This is a genomic window from Gulosibacter molinativorax (assembly GCF_003010915.2).
Lineage (GTDB): Bacteria > Actinomycetota > Actinomycetes > Actinomycetales > Microbacteriaceae > Gulosibacter > Gulosibacter molinativorax.
Genome location: NZ_CP028426.1, coordinates 1,524,795 through 1,538,633, shown reverse-complemented (window position 1 = coordinate 1,538,633; position 13,839 = coordinate 1,524,795). Strand labels below are relative to the sequence as shown.

12 protein-coding genes are annotated in these 13,839 nt (G+C 66.3%); 7 read left to right on the top strand and 5 right to left on the bottom strand.

The features are described from left to right. The first annotated feature begins 25 nt into the window (after positions 1-25). On the top strand, positions 26-2,260 hold the full coding sequence (locus tag GMOLON4_RS07320) for an Hsp70 family protein (RefSeq protein ID WP_051266401.1): 2,235 nt from the start codon (positions 26-28) through the stop codon (positions 2,258-2,260). Between the two features lie 26 nt (positions 2,261-2,286). Further along, the gene (locus tag GMOLON4_RS07315) at positions 2,287-3,717 is read left to right on the top strand and encodes a dynamin family protein (RefSeq protein WP_051266404.1); all 1,431 of its coding nucleotides are present in this window, start codon (positions 2,287-2,289) and stop codon (positions 3,715-3,717) included. A gap of 46 nt (positions 3,718-3,763) precedes the next feature. On the opposite strand, the gene GMOLON4_RS07310 is transcribed toward GMOLON4_RS07315, so the two are convergent. The 4 genes from GMOLON4_RS07310 to GMOLON4_RS07295 all read right to left on the bottom strand — a co-directional run bounded on the left by GMOLON4_RS07310 (position 3,764) and on the right by GMOLON4_RS07295 (position 7,752). Beyond that, a complete protein-coding gene (locus GMOLON4_RS07310; RefSeq protein ID WP_026936294.1) occupies positions 3,764-4,333 on the bottom strand; it encodes a hypothetical protein in 570 nt (189 codons plus the stop codon). Between the two features lie 103 nt (positions 4,334-4,436). Continuing rightward, the gene (locus GMOLON4_RS07305; protein ID WP_026936295.1) at positions 4,437-5,744 is read right to left on the bottom strand and encodes a hypothetical protein; all 1,308 of its coding nucleotides are present in this window, start codon (positions 5,742-5,744) and stop codon (positions 4,437-4,439) included. 104 nt (positions 5,745-5,848) lie between these two features. Continuing rightward, positions 5,849-6,748, bottom strand: coding sequence for a hypothetical protein (locus GMOLON4_RS07300; RefSeq protein ID WP_084147372.1), 900 nt, complete (start codon positions 6,746-6,748; stop codon positions 5,849-5,851). A 101-nt stretch (positions 6,749-6,849) separates the two neighbouring features. Continuing rightward, on the bottom strand, positions 6,850-7,752 hold the full coding sequence (locus tag GMOLON4_RS07295; protein ID WP_026936296.1) for a hypothetical protein: 903 nt from the start codon (positions 7,750-7,752) through the stop codon (positions 6,850-6,852). A gap of 220 nt (positions 7,753-7,972) precedes the next feature. On the opposite strand from GMOLON4_RS07295, the gene GMOLON4_RS07290 reads away from it, so the two are divergent. Further along, positions 7,973-8,533 (top strand): RNA polymerase sigma factor, encoded by a 561-nt coding sequence (locus tag GMOLON4_RS07290; protein WP_026936297.1) that lies wholly within the window; start codon positions 7,973-7,975, stop codon positions 8,531-8,533. Here the strand turns inward: GMOLON4_RS07290 and GMOLON4_RS07285 are convergent. Then, complete coding sequence (locus tag GMOLON4_RS07285; RefSeq protein WP_051266436.1) at positions 8,530-11,184, bottom strand: cation-translocating P-type ATPase; 2,655 nt, start codon at positions 11,182-11,184, stop codon at positions 8,530-8,532. The two genes, GMOLON4_RS07290 and GMOLON4_RS07285, sit on opposite strands and share 4 nt — an antisense overlap. Positions 11,185-11,287: 103 nt before the next feature. Between GMOLON4_RS07285 and GMOLON4_RS07280 the strand changes: the two genes are divergently transcribed. The 4 genes from GMOLON4_RS07280 (at position 11,288) to GMOLON4_RS07265 (ending at position 13,830) form a co-directional block, all read left to right on the top strand. Continuing rightward, the gene (locus GMOLON4_RS07280) at positions 11,288-11,908 is read left to right on the top strand and encodes a phosphoribosylanthranilate isomerase (RefSeq protein ID WP_026936298.1); all 621 of its coding nucleotides are present in this window, start codon (positions 11,288-11,290) and stop codon (positions 11,906-11,908) included. Between the two features lie 70 nt (positions 11,909-11,978). Beyond that, positions 11,979-12,395 carry an arsenate reductase ArsC gene (locus tag GMOLON4_RS07275; RefSeq protein WP_026936299.1) on the top strand — a complete coding sequence of 139 codons (417 nt, stop codon included), beginning with the start codon at positions 11,979-11,981 and terminating at the stop codon, positions 12,393-12,395. Further along, positions 12,392-13,069: an arsenate reductase ArsC gene (locus GMOLON4_RS07270; protein WP_051266406.1), complete on the top strand. Its 678-nt coding sequence runs from the start codon at positions 12,392-12,394 to the stop codon at positions 13,067-13,069. The genes GMOLON4_RS07275 and GMOLON4_RS07270 overlap by 4 nt, the downstream gene beginning before the upstream one ends. After that, a complete protein-coding gene (locus GMOLON4_RS07265; protein WP_245575380.1) occupies positions 13,066-13,830 on the top strand; it encodes an MIP/aquaporin family protein in 765 nt (254 codons plus the stop codon). Before GMOLON4_RS07270 ends, GMOLON4_RS07265 begins: the two co-directional genes overlap by 4 nt. Positions 13,831-13,839 lie beyond the last annotated feature (9 nt).

Below are 13,839 nucleotides of genomic sequence, written 5' to 3'. Positions count from 1 at the left end.
AACCCGCAAGATAGGAATGCTTCATATGGCCTGGCGCCTCTCAATCGACTTCGGCACGTCGAATACCGCCGCTGCCATCGATGCGCAGGGAGCCGTCCGACCCATTTCGCTCAGCGAGAGCGGCACCTCAATGCCCTCCGCGATCGTGCTGACTCCCAGCGGATTCCGCGTCGGCGAGGAGGCCGTCAACGCCCAGCTGCGTCACCCCGACGGCTTCGAACGCTCGCCGAAGATGCTCGTCGGCCGCGGCGAGGTCGTGCTTGCCGGCGAGATCGTCAGCCCGAATGACATCGTGCGGGAGATTTATTCGTACGTGCGAGCAGCGGCGCTGCGCCGCCAGGACGGTTCATCCCCGGCCGAGGTCTGGCTGACGCACCCGGTCGCTTGGGCACCGTCGCAGATCGAGGCGCTCCGCGAGGGCGCCGTTGCGGCGGGATTCGCCGCCGAGACCATCCGGACCGTGAACGAGCCGATCGCGGCGGCGGCGCACTACGCCCGAAACCACCGCGCAGCCCCCGGCTCGCGCGTTGCGGTGTTCGACTTTGGTGGCGGCACTCTCGACCTCGCGGTCCTCGAGCGCGCGCCCCAGCTGCCCGAGGGCTATCGCGTCCTCGCCTACGGCGGCGACCCCGTGCTCGGCGGTCGCACGTTTGATGCTCGCCTGCTCGACTGGGCCCTCGAGACGCTCGCGCGCCGCGGCCACTCGGAGCTCGCCGACCGCCTCCACCGCCCCAAGACGATGTCTGAGCTGCGCGCGCAGACCACGTTGAGCCGCGCCGTGACCTCTGCCAAGATCGAGCTTTCTACCCGTCCCGACGCCGATATCGCAGTGAGTCTCGGCGAAGAGGATGCCGTGGTCACCATCACCCGCAAGGAATACGAGAAGCTCATCGCGGATGACCTCGATCGCGCGGGCAAGCTCCTCACCGACGTCTTCGCCCAGGTCAGCGGCCCGCCACCCGAGGTGCTGTACCTGACCGGTGGTTCCTCGCGGACACCGGCGATCAGTCACATGATTCGGGAGCGAACCGGCATCCGCATTGCGACCCTCGACGACCCGAAGCTGGTCGTCGCGGAGGGCGCGCTGCACGTCGCGCCGCTCGGTGCCGTCCGCGCCGCCCAGCCACTCAAGCCTTCCACGCCGGCGCCGACGCAGGCGCCAGTGTCCGCGCAGCCCTCGCAGAATCCGCCGGCGAGCGCTCCGTTCTCGCCGCCTGCGGGCGCGACTGGGCCGGTAGCCGGGATGACCCGACCGGGCCAGCCCGCGCATCCCGGCCAGCAGCGCCCCGCGGTCGCGCAGCCGGGCCTTTTCCAGGGCGCGCAGGGGAGTGCATCCGCGACCGGTTCGCCGAGCCAGGTGCAGCGCCCGCCTCAGGGGCAGGGGCCCGCACGACCGCCGGCACAGTCGCCCGGGCAGTCTCGACCACCCGCGCAGTCCCGACCAGTAGCACCGGGGCAGCGCCCGGCACCGAATCAATCGCCCGCGCAAACGCAGCCGTTTGGCATCATGGGCGCGGCGCGCCCTGCCACCCAGGCCGGGGGCGGCAGCTACGGTAAGGGCCCGGCGGGCGGGCAGGCCGTCAGTCAGTCGGCCGGAGCGCTGGGCGGCAAGAAGAAGAGCCCGCTCAAGCTCGTCCTCGGCATCCTCGCGGCGATCGTAGTCGTCGTCGGCGTCATTTGGGGCGCAACCTCGATCTTCGGTGGCGGTGGCTCCTCGATCGCGACGGGCGACCCCACCGACACCCCGACGGTCGAAGAGATCGTGGTGGCCGAAGGCGAGATCGAGTGCTGGGATGGGGCATCCGCCGGTGCGAAGGAGAACTGCAACCGGTTGACCGGTCAGGCAGCGCTCGACTGGCTCGTGTCCTTTGACGGCGCCTCCTGCCAGGAGGTTGCGGGCGACTCGATGCAGAAGGAGTGCTCCTGGTACGACCGCCCGAACAGCTTCGTCTACGTCATGGAGTTCAACTCCTATGACGATGCGGTCGGTTACGCCGAGAGCCTCTACAACGAGGATCCCGGCACGTGGGAGGTAAACGGCGAGCCTGCCGGCCCGCATTGGGAAGGCGAATTCACCGACGGCAGCGGCGGCTACTCGCACGTCTATCTGTATGAGGGCCAGCCCTTCGGGCTGTTCGTGCGGCTCGACAATGACCCGTCGCACGGCAACCACGACAACCTCAACGACTTCAGCAATCGATTCACCATGCGCCCGCTCAGCGAGGTCGCCTACGCAGTGGCCACCACCGAGCGCGTATGAGCGGGTCGATCGAAACTAGTCAGGGGATGCGCAGGGCCATTTTCGAGCTCTGCGATGCCTTTGACCGCGTCGATCGCCCCGGCACGGGCCGCGTCACCGACATGGTGCGGCGCTCGCTTGACGAGACGATCCGGCTCGCGGTGGTGGGGCGCGTGAAGGCAGGTAAGTCCACGCTCGTAAACGCCCTCGTCGGCCGCGTCGTCGCGCCGACCGCAGCGGTCGAGTGCACGAAGGTCACGACGCATTACACGTTCGGCGGCCCAGAGCGTGGCGAGGTCTTCACGCGCGACGGTCGGCGCATCCCGTTCGACCTGTACAACGGCTGCCTGCCCGAGCGGCTGCCCGTCCCACCCGAGCACGTGCAGCACGCGGTGGTGTACCTGCAGTCCGAGGTGTTGCGCGACATGACGCTTATCGATACCCCGGGCCTCGCGACCACCACGACCTCGAACGAGGACGCGACCCGGCGCACCGTGCTCGGCCACGAGGGCGTTCGGGCGGCGGATGCGCTGCTCGTGGTGTTCCACGACATGCCAATGCGGGATGATGTCGATTTCCTGCGCGAGTGGGCGTCGGTGACGAATACGCCAGCCGAGGCGGCCTCGCACGCGATCGGTGTGCTTACGCACGCCGACACGTTCGGCGGCTCGCCGTGGGGCGGGGACGACCCGATCGAAATGGCCCGGCAGGGCGCCGCGAAGTTTGCCCAGCAGCACGGTGCGCTCCTCGGCAATGTCGTCGCGGTCGCCGGTAACATGGCGCAGGCCGCGCGAGCGGGTCTCGTGCGCGAGCATGACGCGGCGATGCTCGGTCAGCTCGGCGGCGTCGACGAGCTCGACCTGGAGCTGCGTGACCCCAACTATCTCGGCGAACTCGCCCCCGGCATCCTGAACCTCGAGGTGTCGCGGCTTGCCGAGCTCATCGGCGAGTACGGCATCCGCTTCGGTCGCGAGCCGGCGCGAAACGGCGCGCGGGCACTGAGCCACTGGCTCGAGAAATCTTCCGGCATCGACGAGCTGCGCCGCGCACTGGCGGTGCGCTACGTGGGCCGCTACGTGCACGTCAAGACGCGCCGCGCGATGGAGCGGCTGCAGCGCCTTGCGTGGGCCAACGGCGCGCCACCGCCGCTGCGCGGGTTCGTGGCCGAGGCGAAGCTCAAGCCGGAGTTGCATCCGCTGCAAGAGCTGGATGCGCTTGAGCGGCTGGCTGCGATCGAGCCCAACCACCCGCTCGTCGGGATGCTGGACCGCCAGCTGTCGGGTCGAAACGATGCCGAGCGGCTCGCGCTCTCGCCGGCAAGCACGCCCGATCAGCTGCGACAGCAGGCCCTCACGTGGAGTATGGAGGCACGGCGCGCCTCAGTCGTCGAGCCGTACCCCGAGCGGCAGAACGCGTACAACGTGCTCGACCGTTCGTTCACGCTGTTGGCGATGAAACTCGGAAGGGCCGGACGCTAGGTCCGACCCTTCCTGCCTCGGCGCAACCGGCCTCAACTCCACCGGCCTACACGAAGTATTCGCCCGTGTCGAAGGTGTCGCCATCGAGCCCGTCGCCGAGGTCCTCGGCATCGAGATCGGCCGTGTCGATCGAGAACTCCGAGTCCGCATCGGCGCCCGTGTCTTCGAAGCCGAGGTCGTCCTCGGTGGCGGCCGCAGTGTCGACCGTAAACGCAGTGTCGACCGAAAATCCGGATTCGGCCTCGGCGGCAAAACCGTTCGCTGTTGCGGTTTGCGTACCAGCGGCCGCATTGCTGTCTTCCTCGGCCGCGTCCACGTCGATGAGGGAGTCGTCGTCGACGGAAGTAGCGTCGCTCGCGCCGCCGGTTGCGCCTGCACTTCCGGTTTCCCCAGCGCCACCGGCGACGGCGTCAAAGTCGATCGTGTGGTCATCCGTGTCGACGGTTTCGTCCGCGCTCTCTGGTGCATTGAACGCATCCACGATGTCGTCGGCGTAGCCGGGAGGTGCCTCGAATACCGAGTCAAGCAGCTGGCCCCACTGCTCATCGGGAAGTGTGGGGGCGGCGCCGAGCAGCGGCTCTTCCGAGGCACTAGGGCTGCTGTTTTCGCTAACCATGTTCGAGGCTCCTTGTGAGTAAAAAGAGTGGGGGTGTGTGCTGTCGGGTGAATGTCGTGGTCACCCGACAGCACACCGTGGGGAGGAGTTGGGTTTGGCCGGTCTAGGCGTCGGCGACGCCGTCGCCGTCGAAGTCGAAGGTGTCGAACTCGCCGTCGCCGTCGGTGTCATAGGAGTCGAGGTAGCCGTCGCCGTCGGTGTCGGCACCCGTGACGTCGAAGTGTCCGTCGTTGTTGGTGTCCATGAAGACAGCGTCGGCCACACCGTCGCCGTTGAGGTCCGAAACGAGCGTGTCGGTCACGCCGTTGCCATCGACGTCGAACTCGACCGACTCGATCACGCCGTCCCCGTCGACGTCGACGGTGGGGGTGCCGAGGTCGCTGTACGAGGATGAGCCGTCGCTGGTCGACGTGCCGGTGTCGCTGACGGGCGTTGCCGAGGAAGAGCTGCCGCCGGACATGTCAGTCTCGGTGTCGAGGATGCCGTCGCCGTCGGTGTCTTCGGCGTACACGTCGTAGGTACCGTCGCCATCGAGATCGATGATCGCCGAGTCGACGTAGCCGTCACCGTTCGAGTCGGTGCCGAACGTGTCGTCCACGCCGTCGCCGTCGATGTCGAAGTAGCCGGAGTCATTCACCCCGTCGCCGTCCGAGTCGTAAGTGAATTCGCCGGTGTCACTCACGGTCTCGCCGGTGCCCGAGGTGTCGACCTGCTGCGAGTTGGTGTCTGCCGGTGGTGTGCCACCGCCTGGGGTGCCGACCGGGTCAGGCGTGGTGCCGTCTGTCGAGGCCTCGTACTGACCGTCGCCGTCGGCGTCCGTGTAGACGGTATCGAAGTCGCCGTCGAAGTCCGAGTCGACGTAGATCTCGTCTGAGGTGCCGTCCTGGTCGTAGTCGTAGTCGACCATGTCAATCTCGCCGTCAGCGTTCGAGTCGATTGCAATCGTCTCGGCGTAGCCGTCGCCGTCCTCGTCGATGAAGACCGTCTCGGCGTAGCCGTCGCCGTCGAGGTCTTCGGTCGTGACGCCCTCGGTCTCGGTGGTGGTGTTGGTGGTTGAGTTGGTGTTCGTGACTGGCTCGGTGGCGTCGTTCGTGCCGGTGTCTCCGGCCTCGCTGCCGCCATCGGCGAGCGAGCCATCGGGGTTGATCGCCGCGGAGCTGTCGGCGTAACCGTCGCCGTCCTCATCGACGAGGAGGGTGTCGGGGTTGCCGTCGCCGTCAGTGTCGAGAATGGTGGATTCGGCGTACCCGTCACCGTCCGCGTCGTAGACGGCGTAGTCGGTCACTCCGTCGCTGTCCTGGTCGACCTTCATGCCGTCGACGACGCCGTCGCCGTCGACATCAACGGTCTGGGCGTCAGAGATGCCGTCGTTGTTCAGGTCGAGGTACTCGTTGGGCTGGTTCGTGGTCATGTCGAAATCCTTTGCTGAGGAGGAATGTTCCGCGTGGTGTGTTCATAGATTGGATGCGCGGGGCGGGAAGAAAGTTCCCGCCCCGCGCATCCTTTTTTGCGGATTTAGAGAGCCGCGTCGGCAGCGCCGGAGGTGTCGTCCCCGGTGTAGGCCGTGTCGAGCTCGCCGTCGCCGTCGCTGTCGACGTAGACAGTGTCGTACACGCCGTCACCGTCGGTGTCCTGGTAGACCTCTTCGGCGAGACCATCGCCGTCCCAGTCGCTTCCGAGCGCATCCACGACGCCGTCGCCGTCGAGGTCGACGTAGTTCGATTCGTAGACGCCGTCGCCGTCGAGGTCGAACTGGTTGCCCATGGCCGGGCTTGGGATCGTGGGCTCCTCGGTGAGGTCAACCTCGGTGTCGGCAACGCCGTCACCGTCGGTGTCAATCAGGGCGGTGTCGAGCACACCGTCGCCGTCGGTGTCGCGCAGCGTCGTGTCGACGTACCCGTCACCGTCGGTGTCAGCCTCGATGTAGTCGATAACGCCGTCGAGGTCCGTGTCGGTGGCGACGATGTCGGTGTAGCCGTCGCCGTCGACGTCGATGAAGACCTGGTCGGTGAGGCCGTCGCCGTCGTTGTCGACGTTCGACTGGTCGACGTAGCCGTCGCCGTCGGTGTCGTAGTCGATGATCTCGGCGACGCCGTCGCCGTCGACGTCGTAGGCGACCGAGGAGTCGTAGCTCGTCGGGGTCGTGTCGGATGCGTAGATCGGCTCGGCTTCGGTCGAACCATACTCGTTCGTGTCGACGCTCTGGGTCGAGTCGGTTGCCTGGCCGGTGCCGGTCTCCGACTCGGTTTCAGTGTCGGTCTCGGTTTCGGTGGGGGCTGGCTCGGTCGAGTCGTTGCTCTCGGGAATCGCTTCCGATTCGGTCGTGTCGTCCTGGGTCGTGGTGTCGTCCTGCAGCTCTTCCTGCGGGACGCCGTCGGTGGTCTGGAACTGGAACGGGCTGTCGTTGGTGCTCATGGCTGCGGCCTTTCGGGAGTGGGTGGTGGTTGTTTTCGTGAGGTTCAGTGATTAGATGCCGCGGCCTGCCAGAAAGTTCCCGAACCGGCTCGCGGATTTCCTTAGTAGTCGATCGCGGTGTCGCCGATGCCGTCACCGTCGGTGTCGGCCTGGAAGTCCTCGATGACACCGTCGCCATCGGCATCCGTGCCGAAGACGTCGTACACGCCGTCACCGTCGGTGTCGACCGAGAGCGATTCGCCAATGCCGTCGCCGTCGAGGTCGGTGAGCAGGGCGTCGTCCACGCCGTCGCCGTCGAGGTCGAGCACGGCGGAGTCGTTGATGCCGTCGCCGTCGCTGTCCACCGTGGCTTCGCCTTCGACATAGGAGTCCGCGGACTCCGCGTCGCTGTAGTCGATCTCATCGCCGTCAGTTGCGGTGTCGCCGGTCGAGCTGTCGCCGGTGGGCGGGATGCTTTCGCTGTTGCCCTGGCCTTCGCCACCGATCGGCTGGCCGTCACCAGCGGGGTCATCGGTGTGCGGCACATCCGTGCTTTCGGCGTCGCCTGCGTCGCCGACGGGTGCATCCATCGCGTTGCCAGGATCGACCTGCGTAGCGTAGTAGTCGCCGTCGGCGCTCGAGAAGGTGTCCGCGTAGGTGTCGCCGTCGGTGTCGATGTTGGCCTGGTCGAGCTTGCCGTCGCCGTCGGTGTCGTACATCGTGGTGTCGATGATGCCGTCGCCGTCCGTGTCGACGTCGGCGTAGTCGAGCACGCCGTCGCCGTCGGTGTCGATGAAACGCGCGTCGAGGTATCCGTCACCGTCGAGGTCGGTGTAGACGTTGTCGATCTGGCCGTCACCGTCTGCGTCGTAGTGGAATTCGTCGGCGACGCCGTCGCCATCGGTGTCGTACTCGACAACGTCAATGAGGCCGTCACCGTCGAGGTCGAATGCCTCCGCCGACGAGTAGCCCTGATTTGCGTCGTTGGCCGGTGCGTCGTTCGTTGCGGGCTGGTTCGTAGTCATTGTTCGAATGTTCCTTCCGGTGCATCGTTCCTGCGGTCGATGATTGGATGCGTCGGGGTTACGAAAAGTTCCCGGGCCGAGAAAAGTTTTTTTCGGGTCATCCTCTGGCAGTATTCCCGCAGTCCCAGTGCCGTCCCTTTAAGGCGCAGGGGATAGCATCCAGAAGACGCGCGCCGTGAGCGCGCATGACCGGACTTCCACGCATCCACCTGGAGGCGATGTGGCACCATTCGCCGACGAACGAGACCTACTCGCGAGAGCAAAGTCAGGCGACCGCCGGGCGTTCGATGCGCTGTTGCAGCCCTACCGAGACCGACTCTGGGCAACGTGTCTGCGCACGACCGAGCATCGGGCCGATGCCGAGGATGCGCTCCAGAACGCGCTAATTGCGATCTGGCAAAACCTGCCGAAGTTCCGGGGCGAAGCCTCCATCGGCACGTGGGCGTTCCGCATTGCGACGAACGCGGCGCTCGCGGTGATTCGCAAGCGCCGCGAGATCACGGTTGGCGACGACGAGCAGTCGCAGTCAGTGTTCGAGCCGGACGAGCCGGGGAACGATTTCGCATCCGACCATGAAATGCGCGACACGGTGCAGCTCGCGCTCGCCAAGCTTGGTGAGGACTTCCGCGTCGCGCTCGTCCTGCGCGAATACGGTGACTACACGTACGAACAAATTGCGGAGTATCAAAAGGTTCCCGTGCAGACGGTGCGTTCTCGGCTGAATCGCGCCCGCAAGCAGTTCAAAGAGGCCGTGCTCGAGCTGCAGCAGGCCGGCGCCTAGCCGCGCAGCCGGCGCACGAGCTTCTCGAGCTCGACGATCACCATCACGGTCGCACCGACGAGTGTGCACATGAGCCACTCGGCGGCGCTGAGCGGCTCGAGGCCGATGAGGTTTGCCGACACCGGCCACACGGTCGCGCCCCACTGCAGCAGCAGCGCCACGATCGCCGAAAAGAACAGCAGCGGATTGCCGAGCGGGTTGAGCGAGAAGACCGAGCGGCGCTCGGCGCGCGCGTTGAAGACATTGAAGAAGTTGAACATCACCATCGTGATGAGCGCGAGGGTGCGCGCGTGGTCGACGCTGAGATTCATCGCGAAGGCACCGTGGTAGACCACGAGCGTGCCCGCGGCCATCCAGATGCCCGTGATGACGGTGCGCAGCCACATCGTCGTGCCGAGAATGCCCTCCGACTGCGGGCGCGGCTTCTGCTTGAGTTCGTCGCCCTCGCCAGGCTCGAACGCGAGCGCGATATCTTGCACGCCGTTCGTCACGACGTTCATGAAGATGAGCGTGGCGGGCAGGAAGATGAGCGGCAGGTCGGTGAAGGTATTGACCGCGACCGCGAGCAGCGCCGCGAGCCCGTTCGCGAGGAGGAAATAGGTGGCCTTGCGGATCGAGCTGAACGTGACGCGCCCCTGCTTCACCGCCTCGACGATCGTCACGAAATTGTCGTCGGTGAGCACGACGTCGGCGGCCTCACGCGCGACGTCGGTTCCGGATGCCCCCATCGCGACGCCGATGGATGCGGCCTTGAGCGCGGGCGCATCGTTCACCCCGTCACCGGTTACGGCGACGATCTCGTCGTCACTCTGCAGCACGCGCACGATGCGCAGCTTGTCCTGGGGACTCATCCGGGCCGCGACCGAGGTTTCGTGGAGGCGGTCGATGAGATCGAAATCATCGAGCTCGGCCATCTCGGCGCCCGTCAGCGGGGGAGCGCCTCCCTCGAGGCCGAGGCGTTTGCCAATGGACTCGGCGGTCGCCGGGTGATCGCCAGTGATCATCATCACGTGGATACCGGCGCTCTTACAGTCGGCGATGGCCTGCGCGACGCCCGGGCGGGGCGGATCCATCATTCCCTGCAGCCCCGTGAAGGTGAGGCCGCGAGGGGTGGGGAGCGGCGCATCCTGAGCCGGTTCGGGAACCTCGGCGGTGGCCGTGGCGATCACGCGCAGGCCGTTGCGGGCCATCGCAAGGTTCGCATCCCGAACCTTTTTGGGGTCGAGCGCCACGCGTTCGTTCCCGGCCGCCATGTCGTGGCAGAAGCGGAGGATCGTGTCGGGCGCGCCCTTCACGTGCAGGATGTAGCGGTTGCCCTCGCGATAGACGCTCTGCGAGTAGGCGTGCTCCGGCTCGTACGGCATGTCGGCGACCGGGCGTTCGGCGAGCTCCTCCGCCGTAGTTGCGCCGGTGGACAGGGCTGCCGCTGCCATCGCGACATCGACCGCGTCGCCGAGGAGCTCGACCTCGTGATCCGGGCGGTGCACCGACTCATTCGTGCGCGAGCCGGTGCGAAGGCTCGCGATCTGGCCACGATCGAGATCCCGGCCGTCGTCGGCCGCGGCGAGGACGTCGAGGGTTTCGCCGTCCGGCGTCCAAAGCTGCTCGACGGTCATCCGATTGATCGTGAGCGTGCCGGTCTTGTCCGACCCGATGACGGTGGTCGACCCAAGCGTCTCGACACTCGGGAGGCGGCGGACCACGGCGTGATGCTTCGCCATCCGTGACACGCCGACGCCCAGCGCGACGGTCAACACGATCGGGAGCGCCTCGGGGAGCGCGGAGACGATGAGCGCCACCATCGTGCGGAAGGCCTCGGACAGCGGCGCACCTATGAACACCGCGGCGACTGAGATCAGCAGGGCCATGCCGACCACGGCGACCGCGATGAATTTCTCGAGCCGATCCGTGAGGTGCTGCAGCGGGGTCTTTCCCGATTCGCCCTGGACGGATTCGGCGATTTCGCCGATCTCGGTGTTCGTGCCGGTGTCGACGACGATCGCGCTCGCGCGTCCCGAGACGACGAGCGTGCCCGAGAACGCCATATTCTCGCGGTCGCCAATCACGGTTGCTTCGTCGAGCGGGTCGGCGGATTTCAGCGTGGGCAGCGCCTCGCCCGTCAGCATCGATTCGTCGATCTGGAGCCCGTTGACCTCGTCGAGCCGCGCGTCGGCGGGGACCTGATCACCCGACTCGAGTCGAATCGTGTCGCCGGGGACGAGCCCGGATGCGGGAATTCGGTGGGCCGTGCCGTCACGAACCACCGTCGCCTCGGTGAGCGTGAGCTGTTGGAGGGCGCGCACATCCGAATCAGATTTTCGCTCCTGCCAGAACCCAATCGAGGCATTGAGCAGCAGCGTGAGTGCGATCACCGCGGTGTCGAACCACTCGCGTTGGAGCGCGGTGATCACCGCGGCGATGAGGAGGAACAGCACCATGGGCGAGCGGAACTGCCTGAGCAAGACGACGATCCACGAATCCGGTTCGGTAGCCTCGAGTTCGTTCGGGCCAAATCGCTCGAGTCGCGCATCCACCTCGGCGGCGCTGAGCCCGTCTTTCGTGACGTCGAGCGCGGCGCGGGTTTTGGCAGGCGTCAGGGCGTGCCATTGGGGTTCGGGCGTCGAGTCGGAGGTGGGCAGTGGGCTAGACACCGGGGAGGTCACGGTGATCACTCGCTTCCTGGGGCAGCGGACCTCGGACTTCCAGTATAGAAATTGACCGGATCCGTCCTTGAACGCTCGCTAGGATCGCCACATGCTAGTGAAGATCTGCGGGCTCAAGACAGTTGCCGATGTCGAGGCGGTGAAGGCCGCGGGGGCGGATGCGATGGGCATGGTCATGAGTGACACGAGCGTCCGCGCGATCCCGGTTGAGCAGGCCGCCGAACTCGTGCGTGCGGCCGCGGGAGAGTTGAAGACGGTCCTCGTCGTCCACGACCTTTCGATCGATGACGCGATTGCCGCGGCGAAGCAGGCTGGTGTCGACGTGCTTCAGCTCCACGACTACAGCGAGGCGGACACGCGCAAGGCCGCTTCGGTTTCGGGGATGGAAGTCTGGCGGGCGACTTCGGCGTCGCGGGGCTCGTCGGTCGTTGGGGCGTTCGGTGAGGATGCGCTGCTGTTGGATGCGCATACGCCCGGCTCGGGCGAGACCTGGGATCTCGAGTCGCTCGACGCTCGGCCCGAGGGGCACTGGATCCTGGCGGGGGGACTCAACCCCGACAACGTCGGTGCGGCGATTGCGTCGGCGAGGCCCTGGGGCGTCGATGTCTCGAGCGGCGTCGAGGCGACGCGGGGCGTGAAGGACCACGAGCGCATCCATCGTTTTGTCGCGGCGGCCCGCGCCGCATCGGAGGCGAAAGACTCGGGGGAATAGCAGCTCCAAACCCTCTTGAAAACATAGACAATCATCTATGCTTTAAGAAAACGAGAAAGCGAGCGCAACCATGACCGAAAAACCCACCGTTCTCTTTGTTTGCGTCCACAACGCCGGACGATCGCAGATGGCCGCGGGCTACCTGCGGGAACTCGCCGGCGACCAGGTCGAGGTGCTCTCGGCAGGCTCCGAACCGAAGGACCAGATCAATCCCGTCGCGGTCGAGGCGATGTCGGAAGAAGGCATCGACATCGCAGGCAACACGCCAAAGATTCTCACGACGGAGGCTGTCAAGGAATCCGACGTGGTGATCACGATGGGCTGCGGTGACGCCTGCCCGATCTTCCCCGGCAAGCGTTACGAAGACTGGAAACTCGACGACCCGGCCGGTCAGGGCATCGAGTCCGTTCGCGTGATCCGCGACGACATTAAGCAGCGGGTGCAGACCCTGATTGGTGAGCTGCTGCCCGCGGGGAGGGCATCATGAATGAGCGACCGGGACAAGAAGCGATTGCTTCCCCAGAACCAGTGCTGAATCGTGTGGCCGCGCGATTCACGGATAAATTCGAAGGCATCTTCAGCCCGGAGACCGTTGAACGAGTGGTCTTCGAGTCCTACACGGCGCTCGCCCGCACGGCGACCGTGACCACACACCTGCCATCGCTAGCCGAGAAGTTCGCGCGCGATCGCCTTACCGCGCTCGCACAGTCGCAGGGGCTCGTGACGAAGACGGTGCCCGAGATCCTCTATGTCTGCGTGCAGAACTCGGGCCGTTCGCAGATGGCCGCCGCCCTCACGAAGCACATTGCGGGCGACCGGGTCCACGTGCGCTCGGCGGGTTCGCAGCCCGCAGCGAGCCTGCTGCCGAACGTCGTCGAGGCACTTGCCGAGATCGGCATTCCGATGGACGAGGCCTTCCCGAAGCCACTGACGGATGACGTCGTGCGCGCGGCGGATGCCGTGGTCACCATGGGCTGCGGCGACGCGTGCCCGCTCTACCCCGGGAAGCGGTACCTCGACTGGGATCTCGCCGACCCGGCGGGCCTCGACCTCGATGGCACTCGCAAGGTTCGCGACGAGATTCAGCGGCAAATCGAGCACCTCCTCGCTGAGCTTGGTCAAGAGTCGAAGCTCGGGGACGTCGCGGAAGCGAATTCGTGACCGCAAGCACAAGCCAGGCGTCGGGGATCCGCCCCGGCGCCTGGCGGCGTGCGCTGGCGGAATTCCTCGGCACCGGGCTTCTCGTCGCGATCGTCGTCGGGTCCGGTATCTTCGCGGAGCGGCTGTCGGCGGATGCGGGCCTGCAGCTCCTCGAGAACTCGCTCGCCACGACGCTCGGGCTCGCGGTGCTGATCGTGCTGCTCGCGCCCGTTTCAGGGGCCCACTTCAATCCGGTGGTCTCGCTCGCGGATGCGGTGCTCGGCCGCCGACGCGGCACAGGGCTATCGGTGGGGGAGGTCGGGATCTATGTGGTCGCGCAGATCCTAGGCGGTATTGGCGGTGCGGTACTTGCAAACGCGATGTTCGGTGTCGCCACCACAATCGCGACGAACGAACGCGCAACTCCCGCAGTGTTGCTCGCCGAGGTCGTCGCGACCGCAGGCCTCGTGCTGCTGATCAACGGACTCGTGCGACAGGGGCAACCAGCGATCGTGATCGGACCCGCGGTTGGCGCGTACATCGGCGCGGCCTACTGGTTCACGAGTTCGACTTCCTTTGCGAACCCTGCGGTAACCATCGGCCGAATCTTTAGCGATACCTTTGCGGGCATCGCGCCTTCATCGGTGTTGCCGTTCATCCTCGCGCAGCTCGTTGGAGCTGCCCTCGCGGTCCTGCTGACGGTTGCGCTGTTTCCGAGCAAGCAGGATGCGTTGACTACGGCTGCTGGAGACCCGACGAAAGTCGACCGGTCGGCCAAGTAGCTGCTGAGC

Bases quoted from the DNA above. Each gene is read 5' to 3' on its own strand.
- GMOLON4_RS07320 (WP_051266401.1), top strand. From the start codon at position 26: ATGGCCTGGCGCCTCTCAATCGACTTCGGCACGTCGAATACCGCCGCT.
- GMOLON4_RS07315 (WP_051266404.1), top strand. From the start codon at position 2,287: ATGCGCAGGGCCATTTTCGAGCTCTGCGATGCCTTTGACCGCGTCGAT.
- GMOLON4_RS07310 (WP_026936294.1), bottom strand. From the start codon at position 4,333: ATGGTTAGCGAAAACAGCAGCCCTAGTGCCTCGGAAGAGCCGCTGCTC.
- GMOLON4_RS07305 (WP_026936295.1), bottom strand. From the start codon at position 5,744: ATGACCACGAACCAGCCCAACGAGTACCTCGACCTGAACAACGACGGC.
- GMOLON4_RS07300 (WP_084147372.1), bottom strand. From the start codon at position 6,748: ATGAGCACCAACGACAGCCCGTTCCAGTTCCAGACCACCGACGGCGTC.
- GMOLON4_RS07295 (WP_026936296.1), bottom strand. From the start codon at position 7,752: ATGACTACGAACCAGCCCGCAACGAACGACGCACCGGCCAACGACGCA.
- GMOLON4_RS07280 (WP_026936298.1), top strand. From the start codon at position 11,288: ATGCTAGTGAAGATCTGCGGGCTCAAGACAGTTGCCGATGTCGAGGCG.
- GMOLON4_RS07275 (WP_026936299.1), top strand. From the start codon at position 11,979: ATGACCGAAAAACCCACCGTTCTCTTTGTTTGCGTCCACAACGCCGGA.
- GMOLON4_RS07270 (WP_051266406.1), top strand. From the start codon at position 12,392: ATGAATGAGCGACCGGGACAAGAAGCGATTGCTTCCCCAGAACCAGTG.